Origin of the sequence: Neochlamydia sp. AcF84 (genome assembly GCF_011087585.1) — a bacterium.
Taxonomy (GTDB): Bacteria; Chlamydiota; Chlamydiia; order Chlamydiales; family Parachlamydiaceae; genus Neochlamydia.
Genome location: NZ_VJOT01000029.1, coordinates 1 through 19218, shown reverse-complemented (window position 1 = coordinate 19218; position 19218 = coordinate 1). Strand labels below are relative to the sequence as shown.

Below are 19218 nucleotides of genomic sequence, written 5' to 3'. Positions count from 1 at the left end.
ATATCAAGAAGATCAAGTTTCATTTTTTTCTCCTCTTTTCAAAGAAAAAAATATACCTCTAGAATAATTTTTTCAACTCATCTGTGCGTAAGGTGAGTTTATAAGATAACCTCTAATAGGCTTTGAAATTTGCATGTTCAACCCTTTGAAAGCTGTTACTTTACTTCTAAGGCTCTTTTTATAAAGCAAGCGATTGCATCCGGAGCAAATCCACAAACTATCAATAATGCTAAAGACTAGACTTAGGTTTTTTATCTCTTTTAGGCAAAAAAAAGAGCATAAAAATAGTTTTTAAAGTTTAGGGCTAGGAATTTAAAAATTAAAGAAATGAATAATTGTAAACTATATTTTTCTAATTAACATTTTAGCCGTTTTTATTCTAGTAACTCGTTTAGTTTTTCATTAATTAAAATCATATTTTCTTCAGTTAACTTTAAACAACAATGCCCGCCTTCTTCTACCATTATCTTTTCACTTTGCTTTTCTAAAGGTAAGCTCTTCCATTCTTCTTTCTCTTCACTTTCACAATCATCGGGAAGAAATCCATAAGGGATGTATAAATGTGCCTCCTCTTCCTCTTCAAAACATATAAAAACTTCCTGACATCTATGCTCTTTAGCAGCAAAAATGATGTATAGAAAAAGCAGCTCTTCTACTAGAGAGTTTTCCTTTTTAAGTTTATGAATTTGTAAAGTATTGATTCCGCACCTGTGAGTTTCGGGATTATACCAATATTCGATGGCACCCAATAATGCGGTGGTATCTAATCCTGAAGTTATTACAATCATTGGATAACAGATGATAAGTGCATTGGAATAATAATCTTTTGCCTCGGAAGGAGTTGCAGGACGGATTAAAAGATTTTTAGCATTTAAAAGAGGCATAATAAAGCTAGAAAAGCAGGGAATATTGTTCCACGTGTTTGTGGAGGATAGGTAATAATGGTGTTGCAAAAGGTTAATTTCCTGAAGCTTAGATAATAAGGTGGTCGCTAAAGGGCTGTCGGAAATTTTTATAGATAAAGAAGAGAGGGAAGGCCTTGTAAGCTTTAAAGGCTCTAGGCTGTGTTGAACGGTAGCGTTAATTTTTGAATGATCGGTTGTAGTCTCCTTTAGCTGGCTCTTCTTTGGAAGCTCTATATTCGGTAAATTAGGCGGGTGAGAGAAAGTAGGAGTTAAAGAATGCGTATTCATATAAAGTTTTATTTCATTAAATTAATACCGCTCTAATTAGATCTTAAGGTCTTTTATGAGATATTCTTAGGTGCCTTATAGGTGTCTAGGGAATACTTAAAGCAACGAACTAAAAAAAATTGTAGCCGACTTAATAATTTTAAATAAATATTTTTTTATTCTTCTTGAGAAATCCATTCTTGATAAGGTCTAGAGAATAGAGAATGTGCTTTTGGTTGCCAATTTTCAATCATATTAGCTGCATTTAAGGGGTATGGGCGGCAAACCCATTGAAGATATTTATTATAGATAGGGTTAAAGCTATCATTCAAAGATTGATGCATAGAGGCTTGAATTCTCTGATGATCGTGAAATACTAAATCGTATAGCCATTCTTGTGTGAGAGGGGATACATTGTGTAGGCTTTCAAAGTAATATTCTAAAATATGTTCTAGCTCTAAAAAAGCATGGGGAGAATAAGCTTTTTTAATTTTACCGCTTTTTGAGCATAATAGCTGTTTTTCCAAAGGAAGGGAATAATGATCGATAAGGCAGCTAAGAATAATAAATTCTCCCCAGGGCTTAAGGATATCATTTTTGTTGCCGCTAATGTTGGCAATTAACCCCTGCTCAGAAACTTCACTTAAACTCCCCACAATTTTTATACGTACTCGATCTTTATAATAAATTTCTAGAGGAGGAAGCTTCCACCCTTTCTCGTCCTGGACAGGAAAATGATAGCGTTCATGCAAGGTTATCTCAAAAATTTTGCTCACATCAACGTTAAGCTTGGAAAGAGTTTCGTGGTATTTAGCGATTGTGCTATGGATATAAGAAAGGGCTACTTGCTTGAAAAGGCCTAAAGGAAATTTTCCTTGTCTTTCCGCCTGGATGATCGCCTCATTAACACTGTTTTTTAAAGAAGCTTTTTTAAAATCTAACATTTGCAAATGATTGACCACAAAAGACTCTTCTGTTTGCAAACAATGATCTTCTTCTCTTAAAAACATTCCCAAGTTTTTGTTAAAAAAACTTTTAATAGGATTTTGGAGAGCAGTTTTGAGATGATGTATCTCTAGGACAATTTCAGGAAAATTAAACTCCACTTTCACTTGCGGAGTAAAATCGTGAAGAAACTGATGACGACCTTTTTTGTCAGCAAGATAATAACTTGAGGCTAATTGATAATCATAATAAGAGTAATTCGGAAGATGTCTTTCTGCAGAGAAGTATTGGTAATCAAAGGAGCGGTAAGGATGGGTATAAGTAAGAGTAGGCGAAACTTTACCTTTTGCATGCACAAAAGCTTGATCTATATAATGGAAAAGCTCGGTCACTACAAGAGAAGGGGCCTGATCTTTTCCCTCGTCTCCTGTGTAATGCGTATAACTTAAAATAAAATAATTTCTGGCTGATAACAGCGCTTCTAAAAATAGATAACGGTCATAATCATTGCGGGTAGGGCAGTAGTCGCAGGTCTTGCTTTCTTTCATTAAATTTAAAGAAGAACTATTTTCATTACGTGGAAACACGCTTTCATTCATGCCTATTAAAGCAATAACTTTAGCAGGTAAAGAACGCATAGGTAACATCGAACAAAATTTAACAGTTTGCAGATGGTTTTCTTGAAAAGTAAAATGCCGGTGATTTAGGTAAGTCTCTAAATGCTTTTTTAAAGCATCAAAGCAGACTCTATGATCAGGAAGCCAACAGGCTGCTTGGGTAAAGGCTTCTAATTGATTAAATAAGTCTTCGTTTTCTTCCTCTTCTGTGTCGTTGTCCACAAGATAGGTATAGATAAGGCGTTGTAACTCTAAAATCCATTCCTGATAACTTTTTTTTGTACCATCGACCAAGCTTTTTAAGTCTTTTTTTAAAGCTCGCATGAGAGCGATCCATTTTCCTAACAAGATTGCTTGGCTAGTTTCCACATGATTAGGGCGAATCAAAGCTGTAGAATCTTTAGGCAGCTGATCCATAGCTAAACCTAAGAGTAAGCAAGCAAACCCCCCTTCCCAAGTCCCTTTGAGGGTGTCTTCAACCATGTTTTGGCAATGCCTTTGCTGGAGAAGCTCATTACGATGAAGTGCATCTCCCCCCCAGTGGATCCCTACATCTTCCAACCAGGTGCGTATTTGCAAAACTTCCTCAGCAGAGATTTGGTGCTTTTTTTGAAAGGTCGAGAAATTGAATAAATATAAAATGTCTTCGGCATCCCAGCGGCCCGAAGGAAGACTAAGCAGATGCCAAAACTGTTTAGTAAGCGAATCTTCAGCAAGTGCATGCATGTCGAGTAGTTGGTAATCTAATCGAGGATTTTGGGCGCCGAAAACTTGTCGAATATAAGGAGCATAGACAGTGATATCAGGGGCCATCACGATAATATCAGAGGCCTCTATATCCCCTTCTTTTTTAATAAGTTCTAAAAGGTTGTTATAAAGAATTTGAATTTCTCGTTGTCTTGTGGGAGCGCAATGAAGTTGAATAGAAGTATCGTTAGAAATAAGGATTTTTTTGGCATTTTCTGGATTACGCATGAACAGTAAATCAGCTTGAATATAATCTAAAAGATGGGGGGCATGCTTATTTGCTTCCCAGATTAAATTATCATCGAGGTAATCAGAATAAATCTCTTCCATCTGCAGACACTGAGGCAGAGCATACTGAGCATAAGTTTCCTGCTCCTTTTGTTCTAGTAACTCAGACATTTTACGTCCTAGCTTGCCCCAATTGGCTAACAAAAAGTTTTTATCGCGTAAGTAGTTTTCTAGCTCTTGCTGCTCAGAGGAAAGAACCTTTTGCTTTTTCCAAAATTGCTGTATTTTTTTTGCTTCTTTTTCAGATAAAATATCGCTCCAAAATATAGAGCAGGGAGATAGTAAATAGTAATTAACAGAATATTGCTCGGCTATTTTTTCAAAGAGTAAATAATCACTATTAGCCATAAAGCTAATTGAAAAAAGATGAACTTGAAATTCGATGAAGGAATCGTTAGCCAGAATAGGCTCGTGATAAGAACAACTCCAGTTGTTATCCTGGGAGGAAAAGAGTGACTGCCAGAGATCTTGCTGCCATCCTTGCTCATCAGTGTTCCATTTGTCGACCATTGCTTTCCCATATTTTCCATAGTCCATGAAAAGCTGAGCTACAGTTTCTGCTAATAGGGCTAAACGTTTTGCACTGCGCTTAGAGAACAGAAGAGAGGGGTCGGAGCTAACATTAACTTTCAAGTAATCGAATAAAGGATACCAATTCCTTCGTTGAGCTGGAGAAAGAGTATTCCAAGCAAAAGCCATTTTATGAATGTGAGCTTCAATGGCTAAAGTTAATTCCAATTCATTAGGATAATAGAAAGAATTTTTTTGTGGAGAAAAATAATTGGAAAGCTTTTTTAGAGCCTCCTCCAAATAGATTATTTCTAGACCAGCGGCAATTTCTAACTCCGGATCTTTAGCCAATTGCAAAATCAGCCAAGATTTAATGGCCAGTGTAGGAACGATGATAACGCGTCGTGCAAAGGGAGAGGATCTGCCAAAAAGGCCTTGTTTAAGATGATCATAAAGAATTTCAATACGATTGCTATAAAAAGTTTTAATCATAAGTGCTTACTCTACCAACAGCTTAAACTATCTAGTCGTTAAGTAACCACTGTAATAGCAAGCAACAAAATTGTGAAGAAAATATATTGCTTAAGCCCTAGTTCTAGGGAAAAAAAGAAGGAAGCTAGGCTTTAAAAGATAGCTAGAGATTGAGTGTAGAAGCTAGAAAATGTCTATTTAGACATTAAGTTAAAAGTTATACGCTTTTGAGCAGCAGCTTAGGTAATTGCAATCTTGGATCTTCTTAAGATAAGGCGGTAGCGAGTGGAAAGCCAATCGTCTCTTAAAAAACTTTAGGCGTATTTTTTTCAAATCGTATAAGTGAGCTTGAATTAATATCATTTATAAGAAAAGCTACTTTATCTTCAAGCTTTATGGCTGCAAATCTATTGTGTTTTTTCTCTTGAGCTTTGAGCCTTAAGGGAGCCTAAGATCAAAAGGAATCTTTTCGCACCGCGTACCCTATAAGGTTGGTAGCTCGCCTAAAGGATTTTCGCCTTTAAAGTCTAAATCTAGAAACTTTTTCCTCTCATCCCTTATATAATACCAATCCTATTTTTTTGCTTGAGTCTTAAGAGTTCACTGCCCATACTGTAAAAATTGTTAAATAATATATAAGTTTAATATGTTAACTTCTCTTATTCGCAAATATTCTTCATTTACCTATTTAAATGTCACTCAATTTTTGGGGGCGCTTAATGATAATATCTATAAGCTATTGATTGTTTACTTCTTAATTGATCAAGAAGGGATTGAAAATGGACATAAAATTTTAGCTTTAACAGGAGCTATATTTGTACTGCCCTTTCTGCTATTTTCTGCCTTTTCAGGCGTATTAGCTGATCGCTGTAGTAAAAGAAATATTATCGCTTTCACTAAAATTTTAGAATTAATGGTTATGACGCTAGGTATCTTAGCTTTTTGGTATGAAAGCCGCTGGGGATCTTATCTTATTCTTTTTCTGATGGCTGCTCAAACTGCTTTATTCGGTCCCTCCAAATATGGAATTTTACCAGAATTAGTGCCGCATGATAAGATTTCTAAATCCAATGGGTTGATGGCCTCTTTTACTTTTTTGGCTATTATATCGGGTACGTTTTTTGCCTCTTTCCTAGTAGATATCACGGGAAGAAATTTCATTGTAGCGGCTATATTTTGCACGGTTATTGCTTTAGTAGGGGTGATTTCAAGCTTTTGTATTGAGTATACTCCTCCAGCAGGCTCTTTGAAGAAATACGATGCTCGATTCCTATATGACATTTATAGCAACTTAAAGCTTGCTAGTTTGCATCCTTCCTTATTAATGGCAGTATGCGGCTCGGCTTTTTTTCTATTCTTAGGTGCTTTTGTTCAACTTAACATGATCCCCTTTGCCACCCAATCTCTCCATCTGACTGATATTCAAGGCGGCTATCTATTCCTATTAACAGCTTTAGGAATTGGAACGGGATCAGTAGTGGCTGGAAAGATATCGGGTAAAATGGTGGAATTAGGGCTAGTTCCTATTGCAGCCTTGGGAGTAGCTATTTGTTGTTTTATGATTGACTTGTTTTCTCACAATCTAGTGATGGTTATGGGTCTAGTGATCCTAGTAGGTTTTTTTGGAGGAATATATGAAATACCTTTAGATTCCTATGTGCAAGTTGCCAGCCCTAAGAAAAATAGAGGACAAATTGTGGCGGCCACCAACTTTTTAAGTTATATAGGCGTGCTGTGTGCTTCAATTATGTTATATTTGACAGAAGAAATGTTAAAATATAGTCCTGATAAAAGCTTTAGCATCATTGGAACCATTACCTTATTTATTACAGTGCTAATTGGCTATCAGTACTTCGATTACTTAGCGCGCTTTATTGGAATGATTCTTTCACGTTTGCATTTCCAAGTAAATTATTATGGTCTAGAAAACATTCCTGAGACTCCTACCATTTATGTTTGTTCTCATACCGCCTGGAATGACACCTTGCTGATGCTAGGCGCGCAGCGCAGGCGATTGCGTTTCTTTATTGAGCAAGAACAAGGGCATAGCAGTAAGTTTATGCGCCGGCTTTATCGTTTATTACGTGTCGTTTTTATCCCTGACATAGAGCCTTTAGAGAGAAATACAGCATGCTTAATGGCAATAAAAAAGACGCTGGACAAGGGAATCTCAGTATGTATTTTTGTAGAAAATGAAGCTATTGAAGAAGAGATCGAGAAGTTAAAGCATTCTTATAGCTTTAGAAAAATTTTAGATGAAACCTATTATTCCATTGTTCCCGTCATTATTTCTAAAGGGATGAAAGATAAAAAGGCCCGCTGGTTTGTCTGGCTGATGGAAAAGTTTCGGGTTCCTGCTTCCATCGCTTTTAATACTATAATACCAGGGGAACAGCCTATACCTGACGATTTTGAAGATGAACTATGTTTAGTTACAGACTAAAATATATTAGTAGTAGTGGTCTTTAAACAGGCTTTTGCAAGATTTAATTCAAAATTCTATCTTTTTAAGTTTTATTCGATGCAATGTTAATCCTTCTTTTCCACATTTTAATTCAAATTTTAGGTTGTTTGGCATGATTTAAAGCGGTTTATGCTCTAATTAATAGCTGCTAACATAATAAGAGCTTTTAATCCAGAGCGAAGTGCGGCAGAAGCTAGACGAAATGCTACTTATACGCTTGATTGCTTGAGAAGATTCCTAGGTAAAGTATTTGTCAATAATTTTGATTAAAGCCTCCTGACTAGATTGTAGGTTGGTTTCATTTTTTACATCATGTTTGAGGCTGGCGATGTTAAGAAAAGAATGGTTCCGGGAATGAGTGATTATTTTTTTGCTGGAGCAAAGAGGCTGAGTCGGCGGTTAACTGGTACCCTCCCTTGTCGATAAAGATAAGAATTGTTTTGACTTGCCTTTTTAATTTTTTATATTGCCTTTGAAAATAAAAATGATAAAAGGCCATTATTACTCAAGGAAATAAAATGCATCCTATCTCTTCAGCATCTATTGAAAGCTTGCCCAATGAATTGCTGCTCCCTATCTTAGAGGCTTGCGCAGTTCCTTCCTTATTTAGCGTCTGTAAAAGATGGCATCGTCTGCTGGCTTCTGAAGTGATGACTTCTCTTTATAAGCAAATAGGTAAAGTGCATGTTCCTCAAGGAAATGTTAAGGAACAGACTTTTATTGTAGATAGGATTTATAAGCTAGAAAGCAGAATTTCTAAAACAACAAAGGTAAATGCAATTTTTAGGCAAATCTTTACTTTAACTAGTTCTCTTTCTCCTCTAGAGTTTAAATGGAAGTCTGAAGAAAAAAAAGTATTTTACTTTAACTAACTACTTCTCTTATCTGCGGAGTATTAATCGCTTTTTACTTTGGAAAAAACTTCCTGGTGGGGAAGAATACTTGAGCGGAGAAGAAATCAAGCACTTGCCTCTAGAAAAAAAGGAGAGCTTCTTAGAGATTGGATTGAAGAAAATTGTAAAAACATCCCGACTTTAGATTTATCTAAAGCAGGCTTGACTTATTTACCCTCAGAAATAGGGCAGTTGTCTCAGATGCAAGAGCTTATTTTAAATCAAAACCAGCTCACCAGCCTTCCTTCAGAAATCGGGCAATTGTCTCAGCTAGTACAGCTTTGCTTAAATCAAAACCAACTCACCAGTCTGCCTACAGAAATCGGGCAGCTGTCTCAGCTGCAAACGCTTGAATTAGCGGAAAATCCTTTGGAAGATATTGCAGAAAAAATAAGGCAGCGTTTTCAATTGCAGATTGACCGTAAGTAATTTTTAAATTGGGAGGGGCTAAAATGAAATAAAAAAAACTTTTAGCCATCTTATCTTTAAACAAGTCATCCGCTTTCCTTCCGGTAACTTAAGCTAACCTATATATTTATAATGACAAGAAATTTCTCTCTTTTTCTGCAGATGGCTAGGCTGTGAGAACAGCCTTTCTTGACAGGAAGAAGTTAGGCGTATTGTATTCCATCATTCGTTAGAAGAATTAAAACATTGCACCAAAAAGAGCCATTTTCTCAAATAAGGCAAAGAATTAATTTCATTCTTTTAGCCAAATCAAAATTGCCGCGTCACTTAATCCCTAAAACCTGTGGCTGCTCCTGAGTACTTGGAAGGCCTCCCTTTCCTTAAATTTATCTGCAATAAAAGCGTGGTAGTTCATCTGTGAGTTGTTTTTCATTGATAAAGATATGAATTCGTTTGACTTACTTTTTTAATTTTTTTACATTGCTTTTAAAAAAGTAAAAATACTGAAAAGTCATCACTACCCAGGGAGATAAAATGCATCCTATCTCTTTGGCATCTATTGAAAGCTTGCCCAATGAATTGCTGCTCCCTATCTTAGAGGCTTGCGCAGTTCCTTCCTTATTTAGCGTCTGTAAAAGATGGCATCATCTGCTGGCTTCTGAGGTGATGCTTTCTCTTTATAAAAAAATAGCACAGCTTCATTTTCCCACGAAGAATACCCCTACCCAGCGAACTCTTATGTTAGCTAAAGTTTATCAACTCAATCCTGTACTTACCTCTACTGAAAAAGTTTATCAAGTTTTTAAACAAGTTTTTACCTTAGCTAAATCTCTTTCTCCTCTAGAGTTTAAATGGAAGTCTGAAGAAAAAAATATTTTACTTTGGCTAACTACTCCTCTTATCTGCTGAATACTAATCGCCTTTTACTTTGGAAAAAACTTTCTGGTGGGGAAGAATACTTGAGCCGAGAAGAAATTAAGCACTTGCTTCTAGAGAAAAAAGGAGAGCTACTTAGAGATTGGATTACAGAAAATTGTAAAAATACTACGGCATTAGATTTATCTAGATTAGGCTTGACTTATTTACCCTCAGAAATATGCCAGTTATCTAAGCTGCAAGAGCTTGATTTAAGCCAAAACCATCTTACCACTCTACCTGCAGAAATCGGGCAGCTATCTCAGTTGAGAAGGCTTGACTTAAATCAAAACCAGCTCATCGCTCTGCCTACAGAAATTGAGCAACTGTCTAAGCTGCAAGGACTTTACTTAAACAAGAACCAGCTCATCAGTCTCCCTGCAGAAATCGGGCGGTTATCTCAGCTGCGCATACTTCACTTAAATCAAAACCAGCTCACCGCTCTGCCTGCAGAAATAGGCCAATTGTCTGAGTTGGGATGCCTTTACTTAGGAGAAAACCAGCTCACCAGTCTGCCTGCAGAGATGGGGCGTTTGTCTAAGCTGGAATTGCTTGATTTGAGCCAAAACCAACTCACCAGTCTGCCTGCAGAAATAGGTCAATTGTCCCAGCTGCAAGGGCTTGACTTAAATCAAAACCAGCTCACCAGTCTACCTGCAGAAATCGGGCAATTGTCTGAGTTGGAATGCCTTTACTTAAACAAGAACCAGCTCATCAGCCTTCCTGCAGAGATGGGGCGGTTGTCTAAGCTGCAATTGCTTGATTTAAGTCAAAACCAACTCACCAGTCTGCCTGCAGAAATCGGGCATTTATCTCAGCTTAACAATCTTGGATTAAAACAAAACCAGCTCACCAGTCTGCCTACAGAAATCGGGCAATTGTCTCAGCTTACCAAGCTTGAATTAACGGCAAATCCTTTGAAAGATATTGCAGAAGAAATAAGGCAGCGTTTTCAATTGCAGATTGACCGTAAGTAATTTTTAAATTGGGAGGGGCTAAAATGAAATAAAAACTTTTAGCCATCTTATCTTTAAACAAATCATCCGCTTTCCTTCCGGCAACTTAAGTAAGCTTAAGCTAACCTATACATTTATAATGACAAGAGATTTCTCTCTTTTTCTGCAGATGGCTAGGCTGGGAGGACAACTTTTCTTGACGGGAAGAAACTGGTGTATTGTATTCCATCATTTAGTAGAAAAATTAAAACATTGCACCAAAAAGAGCCATTTTCTCAAATAAGGCAAAGAATCAATCTCATTCTTTTAGCCAAATCAAAATTGCCGCGTCACTTAATCTCTAAAAGCTGTGGCTGCTCCTGAACGTTTGGAAGGCCCCCCCCCTTTTTTCCTTAAATTTATCTGAAGTAAAAGCCTGGTAGGTCATCTGTGAGTTGTTTTTCATTGATAAGGCTATGAATTCGTTGATAAGGATACGAATTCGTTTGACTTGCTTTTTTAATTTTTTATATTGTCTTTAAAAAAAATGCTGAAAAGTCATTACTACCCAAGGAAATAAAATGCATCCTATCTCTTCGACATCTATTGAAAGCTTGCCCAATGAATTGCTGCTCCCTATCTTAGAGGCTTGCGCAGCTCCTTCCTTATTTAGCGTCTGTAAAAGATGGCATCATCTGCTGGCTTCTGAAGTCATGCCTTCTCTTTATAAGCAAATAGGTAAAGTGCATGCTCCTCAAAGAAATGTTAAGGAACAGGTGCTTATTGTAGATAGGATTTATAAGCTAGAAAGCAGACTTTCTGAAACAGCAAAGGTAAATGCAATTTTTAGGCAAATCTTTACTTTAGCTAAATCTATTTCTCCTTTAGAATTCAAATGGAAAACAGAAGAAAAAAGAGGCTTAACGCTGGCTAATTACTCTTCTTATCTCTTAAATATTAATTGCCTTTTAGCTTGGAAGAAACTTCCTGGTGGAAAAAAATACTTGAGCCGGAACGCAATTAAGCGCTTGCCTCTAGAAAAAAAAGGGGAGCTTTTTAGAGATTGGATTGAAGAAAATTGTAAAAGCATCACGGCTTTAGATTTATCTAAAGCAGGCTTGACTTATTTACCCCCAGAAATAGGTCAGTTGTCTCAGCTGCAAAAGCTTGACTTAATAGAAAACCAGCTCACCAGCCTTCCTGCAGAGATAGGACAGCTATCGCAGCTGAAAGAGCTTTACTTACATCAAAACGAGCTCACCAGCCTGCCTGCAGAAATTGGGCAGCTGTCTGAGCTGCAAGGGCTTTACTTAATTCAAAACCAGCTCACCAGCCTTCCTACAGAAATTGGGCAATTGTCTCAGCTGCAAGACCTTTACTTAAACTACAACCAGCTTACTAGCCTTCCTGCAGAAATTGGGCAGCTGTCAGAGCTGCAAAAGCTTCTCTTAGACCAAAACCAGCTCACCGCTCTGCCTGCAGAAATCGGGCAACTGTCTCAGCTGCGATGGCTTAACTTAAACCAAAACCAGCTCACCGCTCTGCCTGCAGAAATCGGGCAACTGTCTCAGCTGCGATGGCTTAAATTAAATCAAAGCCAGCTCACCAGCCTTCCTGCAGAGATAGGGCAGCTGTCTAAGCTGCAAAACCTTCTCTTAGACCAAAACCAGCTCACCGCTCTGCCTGCAGAAATTGGGCAGCTGTTTGAGCTGCAAGAGCTTGACTTAAGAGAAAACCAGCTCACCAGTCTGCCTGGAGAAATTGGGCAGCTGTCTGAGCTACAATGGCTTTACTTAAAACAAAACCAACTCACCGCTCTGCCTGCAGAAATCGGGCGGCTGGCTAAGCTGCAATCACTTAGCTTAAGCCAAAACCAGCTCACCGCTCTGCCTGCAGAAATCGGGCAACTGTCTCAACTTACCAGTCTTGAATTAGCGGAAAATCCTTTGAAAGATATTCCAGAAAAAATAAGGCAGCGTTTTCAATTGTAGAATGGCCGTAAGTACTTTTTAAATTGGGATGGGCTAAAATGAAATAAAAAATTTTTAGCCATCTTATCTTTAAAGAAGTCATCCGCTTTCCTTCCGGCAACTAAGTAAGCTTAAGCTAAGCTACACATTTATAATGACCAGAAGTTTCTCTCTTTTTCTGCAGAGTGTTAGGGCTGGGAAAGCAGAGCTGACGAACTAAAATTCTGATGGTTGTGATAGTAGTACTTTGTTAAACTTGGGATGTATCAAAAAATAGCCTTCTAGATGAGCCATGAATAGCTTGGCAAGAAGGAGAAATAATAATGCAAAATAAGCTGTTAATCAATCTTCTTACTTGAGGCGAAGCATGGAGATTCTTTTATCTTTTGCCTGGTATTTCAATACGGTTAAGAAGCTACAAGCCATAAGACGTAACATCAGATGATGATGGAGTCCTAGCCATGACTGTCCCTCAAAGTGATCTGATTCTAGCTCCTCTTTCATCTGCTGATAGCCTTGCTCAATTTTACATCTTTCATGAATCTATTCTACTATATGCATGCGGGAAGTATCTTTTGAGGCATTGGAAACATAGTATTTATATTGATCGTTTCCTAACTTTTCCATGATTAGCCATCTTTCAACTTCTGGCCTATAAAATGCCTCTGTGATCGTTTTTTAACCCGTATGGCCATCATTTTATTATATTTCTTCGATTGAAGATTAAGTTTTACCTTTTGCCACTTACATCCTTCCTTTATCAATTTTTTTAGCCATTTCTTGGCAGAAGGAGGCTTAAAGCTTCTATCGGTAACTTTTGAGGCATTTTCTTGGTTGGCCTCTAATGTTCTGACTAGAATTTAAAGGAATATCTAGAGGCCAGAAGGCATGGTTTCCAGGAATTTGAGCCACAAAGGTTGACTGTCTTTTATCTAACTCTTCCAGTAAATCTCGTATTGCTTCATAATAAATTATTACACCATATTCCTTTGCTAGGGTCTTGTATTCTAAAAAGTAATGGGGAAGGTTTTTATTGGAAACCTCAAAATATTTGATAAGTCCTTGATAGGCCTCAAGCTCGTTTTGGTAATCTCTTAGATATACATCTTCATACTTAACCGGCCTTCGCGAACGCTCTACAAATATATTAGACTTTTTGAGTAATTAAATTTCAATTTCATAGTTGTAGATCATCGCAATAAGATTAAAGCGCAAACCAAGCCTTCTTCTTCGATTTCTGTATCTATCGCTTATGATTTTAAATCTTTTCAAACTCCCAATCACATTTTCGTTTATTACTCTTTCCGAAGATATTGCTTGGTTTTGCTTTTTTTCTTCCTGAGTTAACGGTTTTCTCTTTCTAGATTTTTTTGGTAGCCTGGAGTTTCTTTGAAGTTTTTTTATACCTGTATATCCACTATCGGTTATCGTGCAGCGGTTATCAGTCCAGCGCACCTTACTTTCTTTAAACAACTTATAATCATGCTTTTTACCATTACTAAAGGCCGTACAAATAACTTTCCTACTCTTCTTATCGGCCACCACCTGACTTTTTAGGGTATGCCTTTTCTTTTTTCCTGAATAGAAATGCTTCTGCTTGTTGTTGCGATTCCTTATCTTTTTTTTCTTTAACTCTCCTCTTAGGTCGCTCTACAGGTGATTCTGATGCATCTATAAGCACTACTTCGTATTCACTATCCTTTTCCAGAAGAGCTTTCTTTCCAGGAAGCGAAAATTCCCCACTTTTAATTAATGTGTCTTTCACCCATCTACATGCTCGATAGCAACCACTTTCGCTCAATCTATAACTTCTACCTAAATGAAAATAAGTTCGATGTTCTCTTAAATACTCCAACGCCATCAACAGCTTGTCTTGGATACTTAGCCCGCCTCTTCTTTCTGCTCTTCTGTATCTTCTGTTTTGTGCTTCTACTAAAACCTCGACCATTCTTTCAGATGTTTCACGCTTTACTCCTGTTAGCCTTCTAAATTGTTCGGCAGGCAGCACTTTAAGCTCCTCATATTTCTCCATATCTTTTTCCTTAGTTTAAAGGATAAGAAAATAGCAAAAATTTAATTAAGCAAGAAGCCTATTATCTGTCGCCCTTCCTTTTCCATTCATGCTAAAAGCAATATTTTTCCTCTAGTAAAATCTACAAACCTAGTGCTTGCAATACGAGTAAATGGGTGATCTTTATTAGGCCACCCAATTAAAGAAGTACTTAAAGCTTCATTAAGCCAGCTCTATTCTGCTTGTTTTACCCCTCCCCTGTATGTCCTGTATGTATAGAGGTTGGCTAATAACCGCAATTTTGTAATCGATAGCTCTAAAAAACAGTTTGGATATAGAGCCATGCAGTAGACATGCTTGCTTATAATGAAAATGCATTGTATGTTAAAAGGAATGTTTAGGAGCTCAAAAGATAAGAAGTTTAACCTTATAAATAATAATGAGGAACATTTGCTATGAGTGAATTAATATCAGAGCAAGAAGGAATTCTTCAAAAAGACTATACCATTTATAGGGGGCCTAATAGCCATACAAGAATCCGTGATGTAGCAATTAATACTCTTCTGCATATTATTCCTTCCCTAGCCATCGTCCAATGAGAAAAACTTCCAAACCTTTTTTGATTCTTTTCGTCCTGCTTTTACTTACAATGAGTCTCCCCCTAACGACTTCTGAGTGGATGCGTGGAAGGGTTTTGGCTATTCTTTCTCCTATTTGGGAAAGCTTAAGCCATTTAAAAGGGCAAAAAAAGCAAGAATTAAAAAATCTAATGCCTATAGATTTACATGAAAATAGCATGCCTGAGATTCAAGAACCCTCTTACAATGCAGTAGCAGCTCGTATAATCTTTCGTTCTCTAGGAACCTGGAATAGTTCCTTGTGGATTAACGTGGGAGAGGAAACGAATGAAGTCTACGAAAGCCCTTTGGTAGCTAAAAACAGTCCTGTATTGGTCGGTGATTCAGTAGTAGGTGTAATAGATTATATGGGAAAAAAGCAATCACGTGTGAGGCTGATTACAGATTCGGGGCTTGTATCTTCGGTGCGCGTGGCCAGAGGTTATGAGCAGGGTAAAGCTATCGCAGAATATATTCCTGATCTAGTTGCATATATACATGCCCATGAGGAGTTGTTTGACAATGGGCGGGAAAAAATGCTAGCAGAAAATGTATTGCGCCATTTGCGTCTAAAGTTATTGGAAAAAAAGCATACCTGGTATTTAGCTAAAGGGGAAATTCGAGGGCAGAGCCGTCCTATCTGGCGAACAGATGGCCATCTTCTTCGGGGGTCAGGGTTTAATTATGATTTCGAAGATGAGCAAGGACCTGCACGCGATTTACGTTCTGGGGAACCTATAGGCTCTTCACAAGCAAAAGCTATGCCTTTAATAAAGGTAAACGATCTTTTAGTGACTACAGGTATGGATGGAGTCTTTCCAGCTGGCCTTAAGGTAGCAATAGTGACAAAAGTAGATCTTTTAAGGGAAGGAGATTTTGCCTTCGAATTAGAGGCTAAACCTACGATAGGAAATTTAGATGATTTAACATGGGTGTATGTTATAGCCCCATCAGGATTTAATGAAAAAGATCAGCCTAATTTACGCTAATTTTTAATTTCCTTTTATCTTATCTTTTAAACTTACAATTTATACGCTTAAAAAAACTTAGTCTGTATATCCAACCCTATGAAACATGCCTTTCTACTTAACAAGAGGAATCTTGTAGGGTACGGGGCTGCATAAGGATTAGCTCAAAAGTGTATCACATGGGATTAGAAGAAAAGAGGTGACGATAAGCTTCTCTTATTCTAGATGGTTTTCAGATGGCTGGTCATTTTTTTGCAGGTATTAGAATTTAAGACCTGTCTTTCTTAGCCAGCGTAGCTACTTGGCTTGCTGAATAAGTTTTCTTTATTTTTTTCGTATTTTTTTTCAGTTCAATGACTTATAATTTTTCTTATCTCCTTCAATCAAAAAAATCATTTGGGCTCCATATTTTTTCTACATTATTTAATAAAATTTTTCTATACCATCTTGCTTTAGTAAATTATTAAAACACTAGGTGTATTATGCAAATAAATCTATCATCTAAAGCATGCCGATTTATTGATCATAAGGCCGATTACGTGCCTATCATAAGTACTGTGACTAATTTAGTTTGTATCTTTCAAAAAGTTTTTATCATACCCCTTAAGCAAGAAAAGAATATTTCTAAAAGTCCTTACTATTCCTACCTTAACCGAAAAAGTTTTGAACGGTGTATAATTTTATTAATTCCTGTATTAGGAAATATCCTTGTAGGAATTGGGGACTTTGCTTGTAAAAGAGAGAATGATAAAGACGCTTTACCAAAGCCGGCCAAGTACTATGGCCGCATATCTAAGCATGAGGAGGGCCCACCTTCTAGAGGCGATAAAAGAATATTTCCTCTTACTCTTAAAAAAGAGGGAGTAGAGCTGAAAAATTTTAAAGAAAAGCTTCAAATTAGTGCCCAGAAAAAAGTGAATACGATTAGGGATGCTAGTAAAGATCATCAGAACGATAAGGAAGATGTCCTTGCGGCTATTCAGCATGATGACTTAGCAATGCAGCAGACTTGCCAAGATTTCCAGGATGCTAAAAAAGTTGTATTTGCCGCTGTTCAGCATGATGGCTTAGCCCTACAGCATGCTAGCCAAGCGCTGCAGAATAATAAAGAAATCGTTCTTGCCGCTGTTCAACATGATGGCTTAGCCTTGCAGTATGCTAGCCGAGAGCTTCGAAATGATAAAGAAATTGTTCTTGCAGCTGTTCAAGATGATGGCTTAGCCCTGCAGTATGCCAGCTCAGAGCTTCAAAATGATAAAGAAGTCGTTCTTGCAGCTGTCCGACATACTGGTTTAGCTTTGCAGTATGCCAGCCTAGAGCGTCGAAATAATAAAGAAGTCCTTCTTGCGGCTGTTCAGCAAGACTGCTTGGCTCTTAGATACGCTAACCAAGAGCTGCAAAATGATAAAGAAGTCGTTCTTGTTGCTGTCCAGCAAGCACCATGGGGGCTTAAGTATGTTAGCAAAGAAATTCAGAATGAGAGGGAAATCGTTCTAGCTGCCGTGCAGAAATTTGGCTTGTCGTTTAGGTATGCTAGTCAAGAGCTCCAAAATGATAGAGAAATCCTTCTTGTCGCCGTCCGGAGAAGAGGTTCTGTGCTTATGTATGCTAACAAAAACTTGAAGAACGATAGGGAAATTGTCCTTGCAGCTATCCAGCAAGATGGTTTGGCGCTTAGGTACGCTAGCGAAGAGCTTCAGAATAGTCCTGAGCTTGTTGACCTGAGTTTCAAGTTTTTTAGGCAGCAATTATAAGACTTGCTTCTGGGCTACGAAACTTTAAAGAGGGCTTTTTTGGCTGGAGCAATAAGCTGCTACACTTACCAGCATATTGGCTAGAAAATTTGCTACGCTTCTTAATCTGAGTGTATAGGTAATTTTAGAGTTGTTTTCTAGTTACTCGTTTACAGTTTCGATTATAAATCTTTTTCTTAGGGAAATTTTGTCTTAAAAGTACATCAATTCTCGCTTTATATTCGATCATATACATGTCAATAGCTCTAAAAAACTGCGATTAATAAGTTTTTGCCTTAAATTAAAGGAAAGATAACCTTTATCGCTAGACAGCCTTCTCATCAGGTTTTTTGACAAAATGCCAGCCATAAAAACATTGAAAATATTACTAAAGTTGAGCTGAAAAAGTTAAAATCTCTCCCTTACCATTGATAATCAGGTGATGTTTGAAACTTTGAAAGCCATCCTGAAGTGGTTTTTCCTCTTTTAGCTCCCTCTTTAAAAATCTTATTTCTTGTAATTCTTTGTTTATGACCAACGGCAATAGAGGTAGAGTCAATAAGGCCATCCTGGTGGGCTTTCTCTTTCTAGAAAAGCAATTTTTTGGAAGTTGTTATCCTTTTCTTTCTTCCCATTTAATTAAAAGCTTTCTGGGTAGGCATAATGCGATTTTGAATTAAGTTTAGTTGAGCTTCAGCTTTTCTAAAATCTTCTTGTATCATTAAATTCTTCAATTCTTCAAAACTCGCATGAATATCACATTTTAACTGGTCAGATAAGTTAGGCAATAAGTCTAAATAAGTAGGAAGAGATTCATCAATAAAAGGCGTTAATTCTTTTTTCATCCAAGGGTTAGAATGAAGGTTAAGGTATTTTATGATCTCATGACAAGCAAATAAAAGATCTTGGACGTGCATGCTTGCTGTGAGCAAAATTGTTTGATTATAGGAAGATTCTACAAATTTTGCTCTCCAAATATCAGGTAAAAGAGCAGAATTTTTTTTCGGTTCCTTTAATATACAAGCTTGAAATGTAGCGATTCTTTTATCTAAATAAGTAGTAAAGTCGCGCCGAACAATAGGAAATTTAGAGTCTGTGCTATGGGTAATAGCTTGTCGCCGGGCATTTTCCAGCCACTTATAAACTACTGAAGATTTTAAACTCGTTTTCTTAAAATAACAATTGATTATGTCTAAATGATCGAGGTTGAACTCATCGTTTAGAGTGTTTTTCATTTTAGTTAATAAATTCAACTGGGATTGTAATGTGTTCATGTTTTTTATAAGCCTTTAATTTTATTAATTAAATTAGTTGAAAAATATTTATTTTTTTTAGTTTGTATCAATTTTTTTACTAATTCTACTAAAATTAGACCTTGTTGCGTAAATGACCTAATAGTTGGTCTGTTTAAAAGCTTATCAAGTTAGTACCCATTGTCTTTTGGGCATTCCAAGTGCTGTCATCTTGTTCATTGCCAAAGATTTAGCATATAATTCTGCCCGCTGATAGTCTAGCTTCCTAGAGCAAAAATCTCCTCCAAAGTTTCTTTTAAAG

Annotated in this window: 14 protein-coding genes and 1 pseudogene; 9 read left to right on the top strand and 6 right to left on the bottom strand. The window is 37.1% G+C overall.

Annotated features, from left to right (window positions below; genetic code table 11):
* Nucleotides 1-374: 374 nt before the first annotated feature.
* Entirely contained in the window at nt 375-1193 is an 819-nt protein-coding gene (locus tag NEOC84_RS02825; protein WP_166155113.1) for a hypothetical protein, read from the bottom strand.
* A 155-nt stretch (nt 1194-1348) separates the two neighbouring features.
* Nucleotides 1349-4771: an exodeoxyribonuclease V subunit gamma gene (locus NEOC84_RS02820; RefSeq protein WP_166155111.1), complete on the bottom strand. Its 3423-nt coding sequence runs from the start codon at nt 4769-4771 to the stop codon at nt 1349-1351.
* Nucleotides 4772-5396: 625 nt separating this feature from the next.
* Between NEOC84_RS02820 and NEOC84_RS02815 the strand changes: the two genes are divergently transcribed.
* The 6 genes from NEOC84_RS02815 to NEOC84_RS02790 all read left to right on the top strand — a co-directional run bounded on the left by NEOC84_RS02815 (nt 5397) and on the right by NEOC84_RS02790 (nt 12356).
* A complete protein-coding gene (locus tag NEOC84_RS02815; protein ID WP_166155109.1) occupies nt 5397-7193 on the top strand; it encodes an MFS transporter in 1797 nt (598 codons plus the stop codon).
* Between the two features lie 539 nt (nt 7194-7732).
* Nucleotides 7733-8086: an F-box-like domain-containing protein gene (locus NEOC84_RS02810; RefSeq protein WP_166155107.1), complete on the top strand. Its 354-nt coding sequence runs from the start codon at nt 7733-7735 to the stop codon at nt 8084-8086.
* Nucleotides 8087-8125: 39 nt separating this feature from the next.
* A complete protein-coding gene (locus tag NEOC84_RS02805) occupies nt 8126-8536 on the top strand; it encodes a leucine-rich repeat domain-containing protein (protein WP_166155105.1) in 411 nt (136 codons plus the stop codon).
* 513 nt (nt 8537-9049) lie between these two features.
* Nucleotides 9050-9424 carry an F-box protein gene (locus NEOC84_RS02800; RefSeq protein ID WP_166155103.1) on the top strand — a complete coding sequence of 125 codons (375 nt, stop codon included), beginning with the start codon at nt 9050-9052 and terminating at the stop codon, nt 9422-9424.
* Nucleotides 9397-10407 (top strand): leucine-rich repeat domain-containing protein, encoded by a 1011-nt coding sequence (locus tag NEOC84_RS02795; RefSeq protein ID WP_207391778.1) that lies wholly within the window; start codon nt 9397-9399, stop codon nt 10405-10407. Before NEOC84_RS02800 ends, NEOC84_RS02795 begins: the two co-directional genes overlap by 28 nt.
* A 539-nt stretch (nt 10408-10946) precedes the next feature.
* Complete coding sequence (locus NEOC84_RS02790) at nt 10947-12356, top strand: leucine-rich repeat domain-containing protein (protein WP_207391777.1); 1410 nt, start codon at nt 10947-10949, stop codon at nt 12354-12356.
* A 330-nt stretch (nt 12357-12686) separates the two neighbouring features.
* Here the strand turns inward: NEOC84_RS02790 and NEOC84_RS09715 are convergent, their stop codons facing one another.
* From NEOC84_RS09715 to NEOC84_RS02785, 3 genes and pseudogenes are all read right to left on the bottom strand, one after another.
* Nucleotides 12687-12839, bottom strand: a complete 153-nt coding sequence (locus tag NEOC84_RS09715) for a hypothetical protein (RefSeq protein WP_207391776.1) — start codon at nt 12837-12839, stop codon at nt 12687-12689.
* A 540-nt stretch (nt 12840-13379) separates the two neighbouring features.
* Nucleotides 13380-13484, bottom strand: a pseudogene (locus NEOC84_RS10125) (IS3 family transposase); the annotation flags it as partial.
* A gap of 15 nt (nt 13485-13499) precedes the next feature.
* Nucleotides 13500-14367 (bottom strand): IS5 family transposase gene (locus NEOC84_RS02785; RefSeq protein WP_242678173.1). Its coding sequence is split into 2 segments (ribosomal slippage): nt 13500-13962 and nt 13961-14367, totalling 870 coding nucleotides; the frame shifts between segments, so codons are not numbered across the junction.
* Nucleotides 14368-14801: 434 nt separating this feature from the next.
* Between NEOC84_RS02785 and NEOC84_RS02780 the strand changes: the two genes are divergently transcribed.
* The 3 genes from NEOC84_RS02780 (at nt 14802) to NEOC84_RS02770 (ending at nt 17685) form a co-directional block, all read left to right on the top strand.
* Nucleotides 14802-14945, top strand: coding sequence for a hypothetical protein (locus NEOC84_RS02780; RefSeq protein WP_166155101.1), 144 nt, complete (start codon nt 14802-14804; stop codon nt 14943-14945).
* A 50-nt stretch (nt 14946-14995) separates the two neighbouring features.
* On the top strand, nt 14996-15952 hold the full coding sequence (locus NEOC84_RS02775; protein ID WP_242678172.1) for a rod shape-determining protein MreC: 957 nt from the start codon (nt 14996-14998) through the stop codon (nt 15950-15952).
* A gap of 461 nt (nt 15953-16413) precedes the next feature.
* Entirely contained in the window at nt 16414-17685 is a 1272-nt protein-coding gene (locus NEOC84_RS02770) for a DUF4116 domain-containing protein (protein ID WP_166155097.1), read from the top strand.
* A 614-nt stretch (nt 17686-18299) separates the two neighbouring features.
* On the opposite strand, the gene NEOC84_RS02760 is transcribed toward NEOC84_RS02770, so the two are convergent.
* A complete protein-coding gene (locus tag NEOC84_RS02760) occupies nt 18300-18938 on the bottom strand; it encodes a hypothetical protein (RefSeq protein WP_166155095.1) in 639 nt (212 codons plus the stop codon).
* Nucleotides 18939-19218 lie beyond the last annotated feature (280 nt).

Coding starts and splice junctions, on each gene's coding strand:
- NEOC84_RS02825 (WP_166155113.1), bottom strand. CDS start 1,193: ATGAATACGCATTCTTTAACTCCTACTTTCTCTCACCCGCCTAATTTA.
- NEOC84_RS02820 (WP_166155111.1), bottom strand. CDS start 4,771: ATGATTAAAACTTTTTATAGCAATCGTATTGAAATTCTTTATGATCAT.
- NEOC84_RS02815 (WP_166155109.1), top strand. CDS start 5,397: ATGTTAACTTCTCTTATTCGCAAATATTCTTCATTTACCTATTTAAAT.
- NEOC84_RS02810 (WP_166155107.1), top strand. CDS start 7,733: ATGCATCCTATCTCTTCAGCATCTATTGAAAGCTTGCCCAATGAATTG.
- NEOC84_RS02800 (WP_166155103.1), top strand. CDS start 9,050: ATGCATCCTATCTCTTTGGCATCTATTGAAAGCTTGCCCAATGAATTG.
- NEOC84_RS02790 (WP_207391777.1), top strand. CDS start 10,947: ATGCATCCTATCTCTTCGACATCTATTGAAAGCTTGCCCAATGAATTG.
- NEOC84_RS09715 (WP_207391776.1), bottom strand. CDS start 12,839: ATGAAAGAGGAGCTAGAATCAGATCACTTTGAGGGACAGTCATGGCTA.
- NEOC84_RS02780 (WP_166155101.1), top strand. CDS start 14,802: ATGAGTGAATTAATATCAGAGCAAGAAGGAATTCTTCAAAAAGACTAT.
- NEOC84_RS02775 (WP_242678172.1), top strand. CDS start 14,996: ATGAGTCTCCCCCTAACGACTTCTGAGTGGATGCGTGGAAGGGTTTTG.
- NEOC84_RS02770 (WP_166155097.1), top strand. CDS start 16,414: ATGCAAATAAATCTATCATCTAAAGCATGCCGATTTATTGATCATAAG.
- NEOC84_RS02760 (WP_166155095.1), bottom strand. CDS start 18,938: ATGAACACATTACAATCCCAGTTGAATTTATTAACTAAAATGAAAAAC.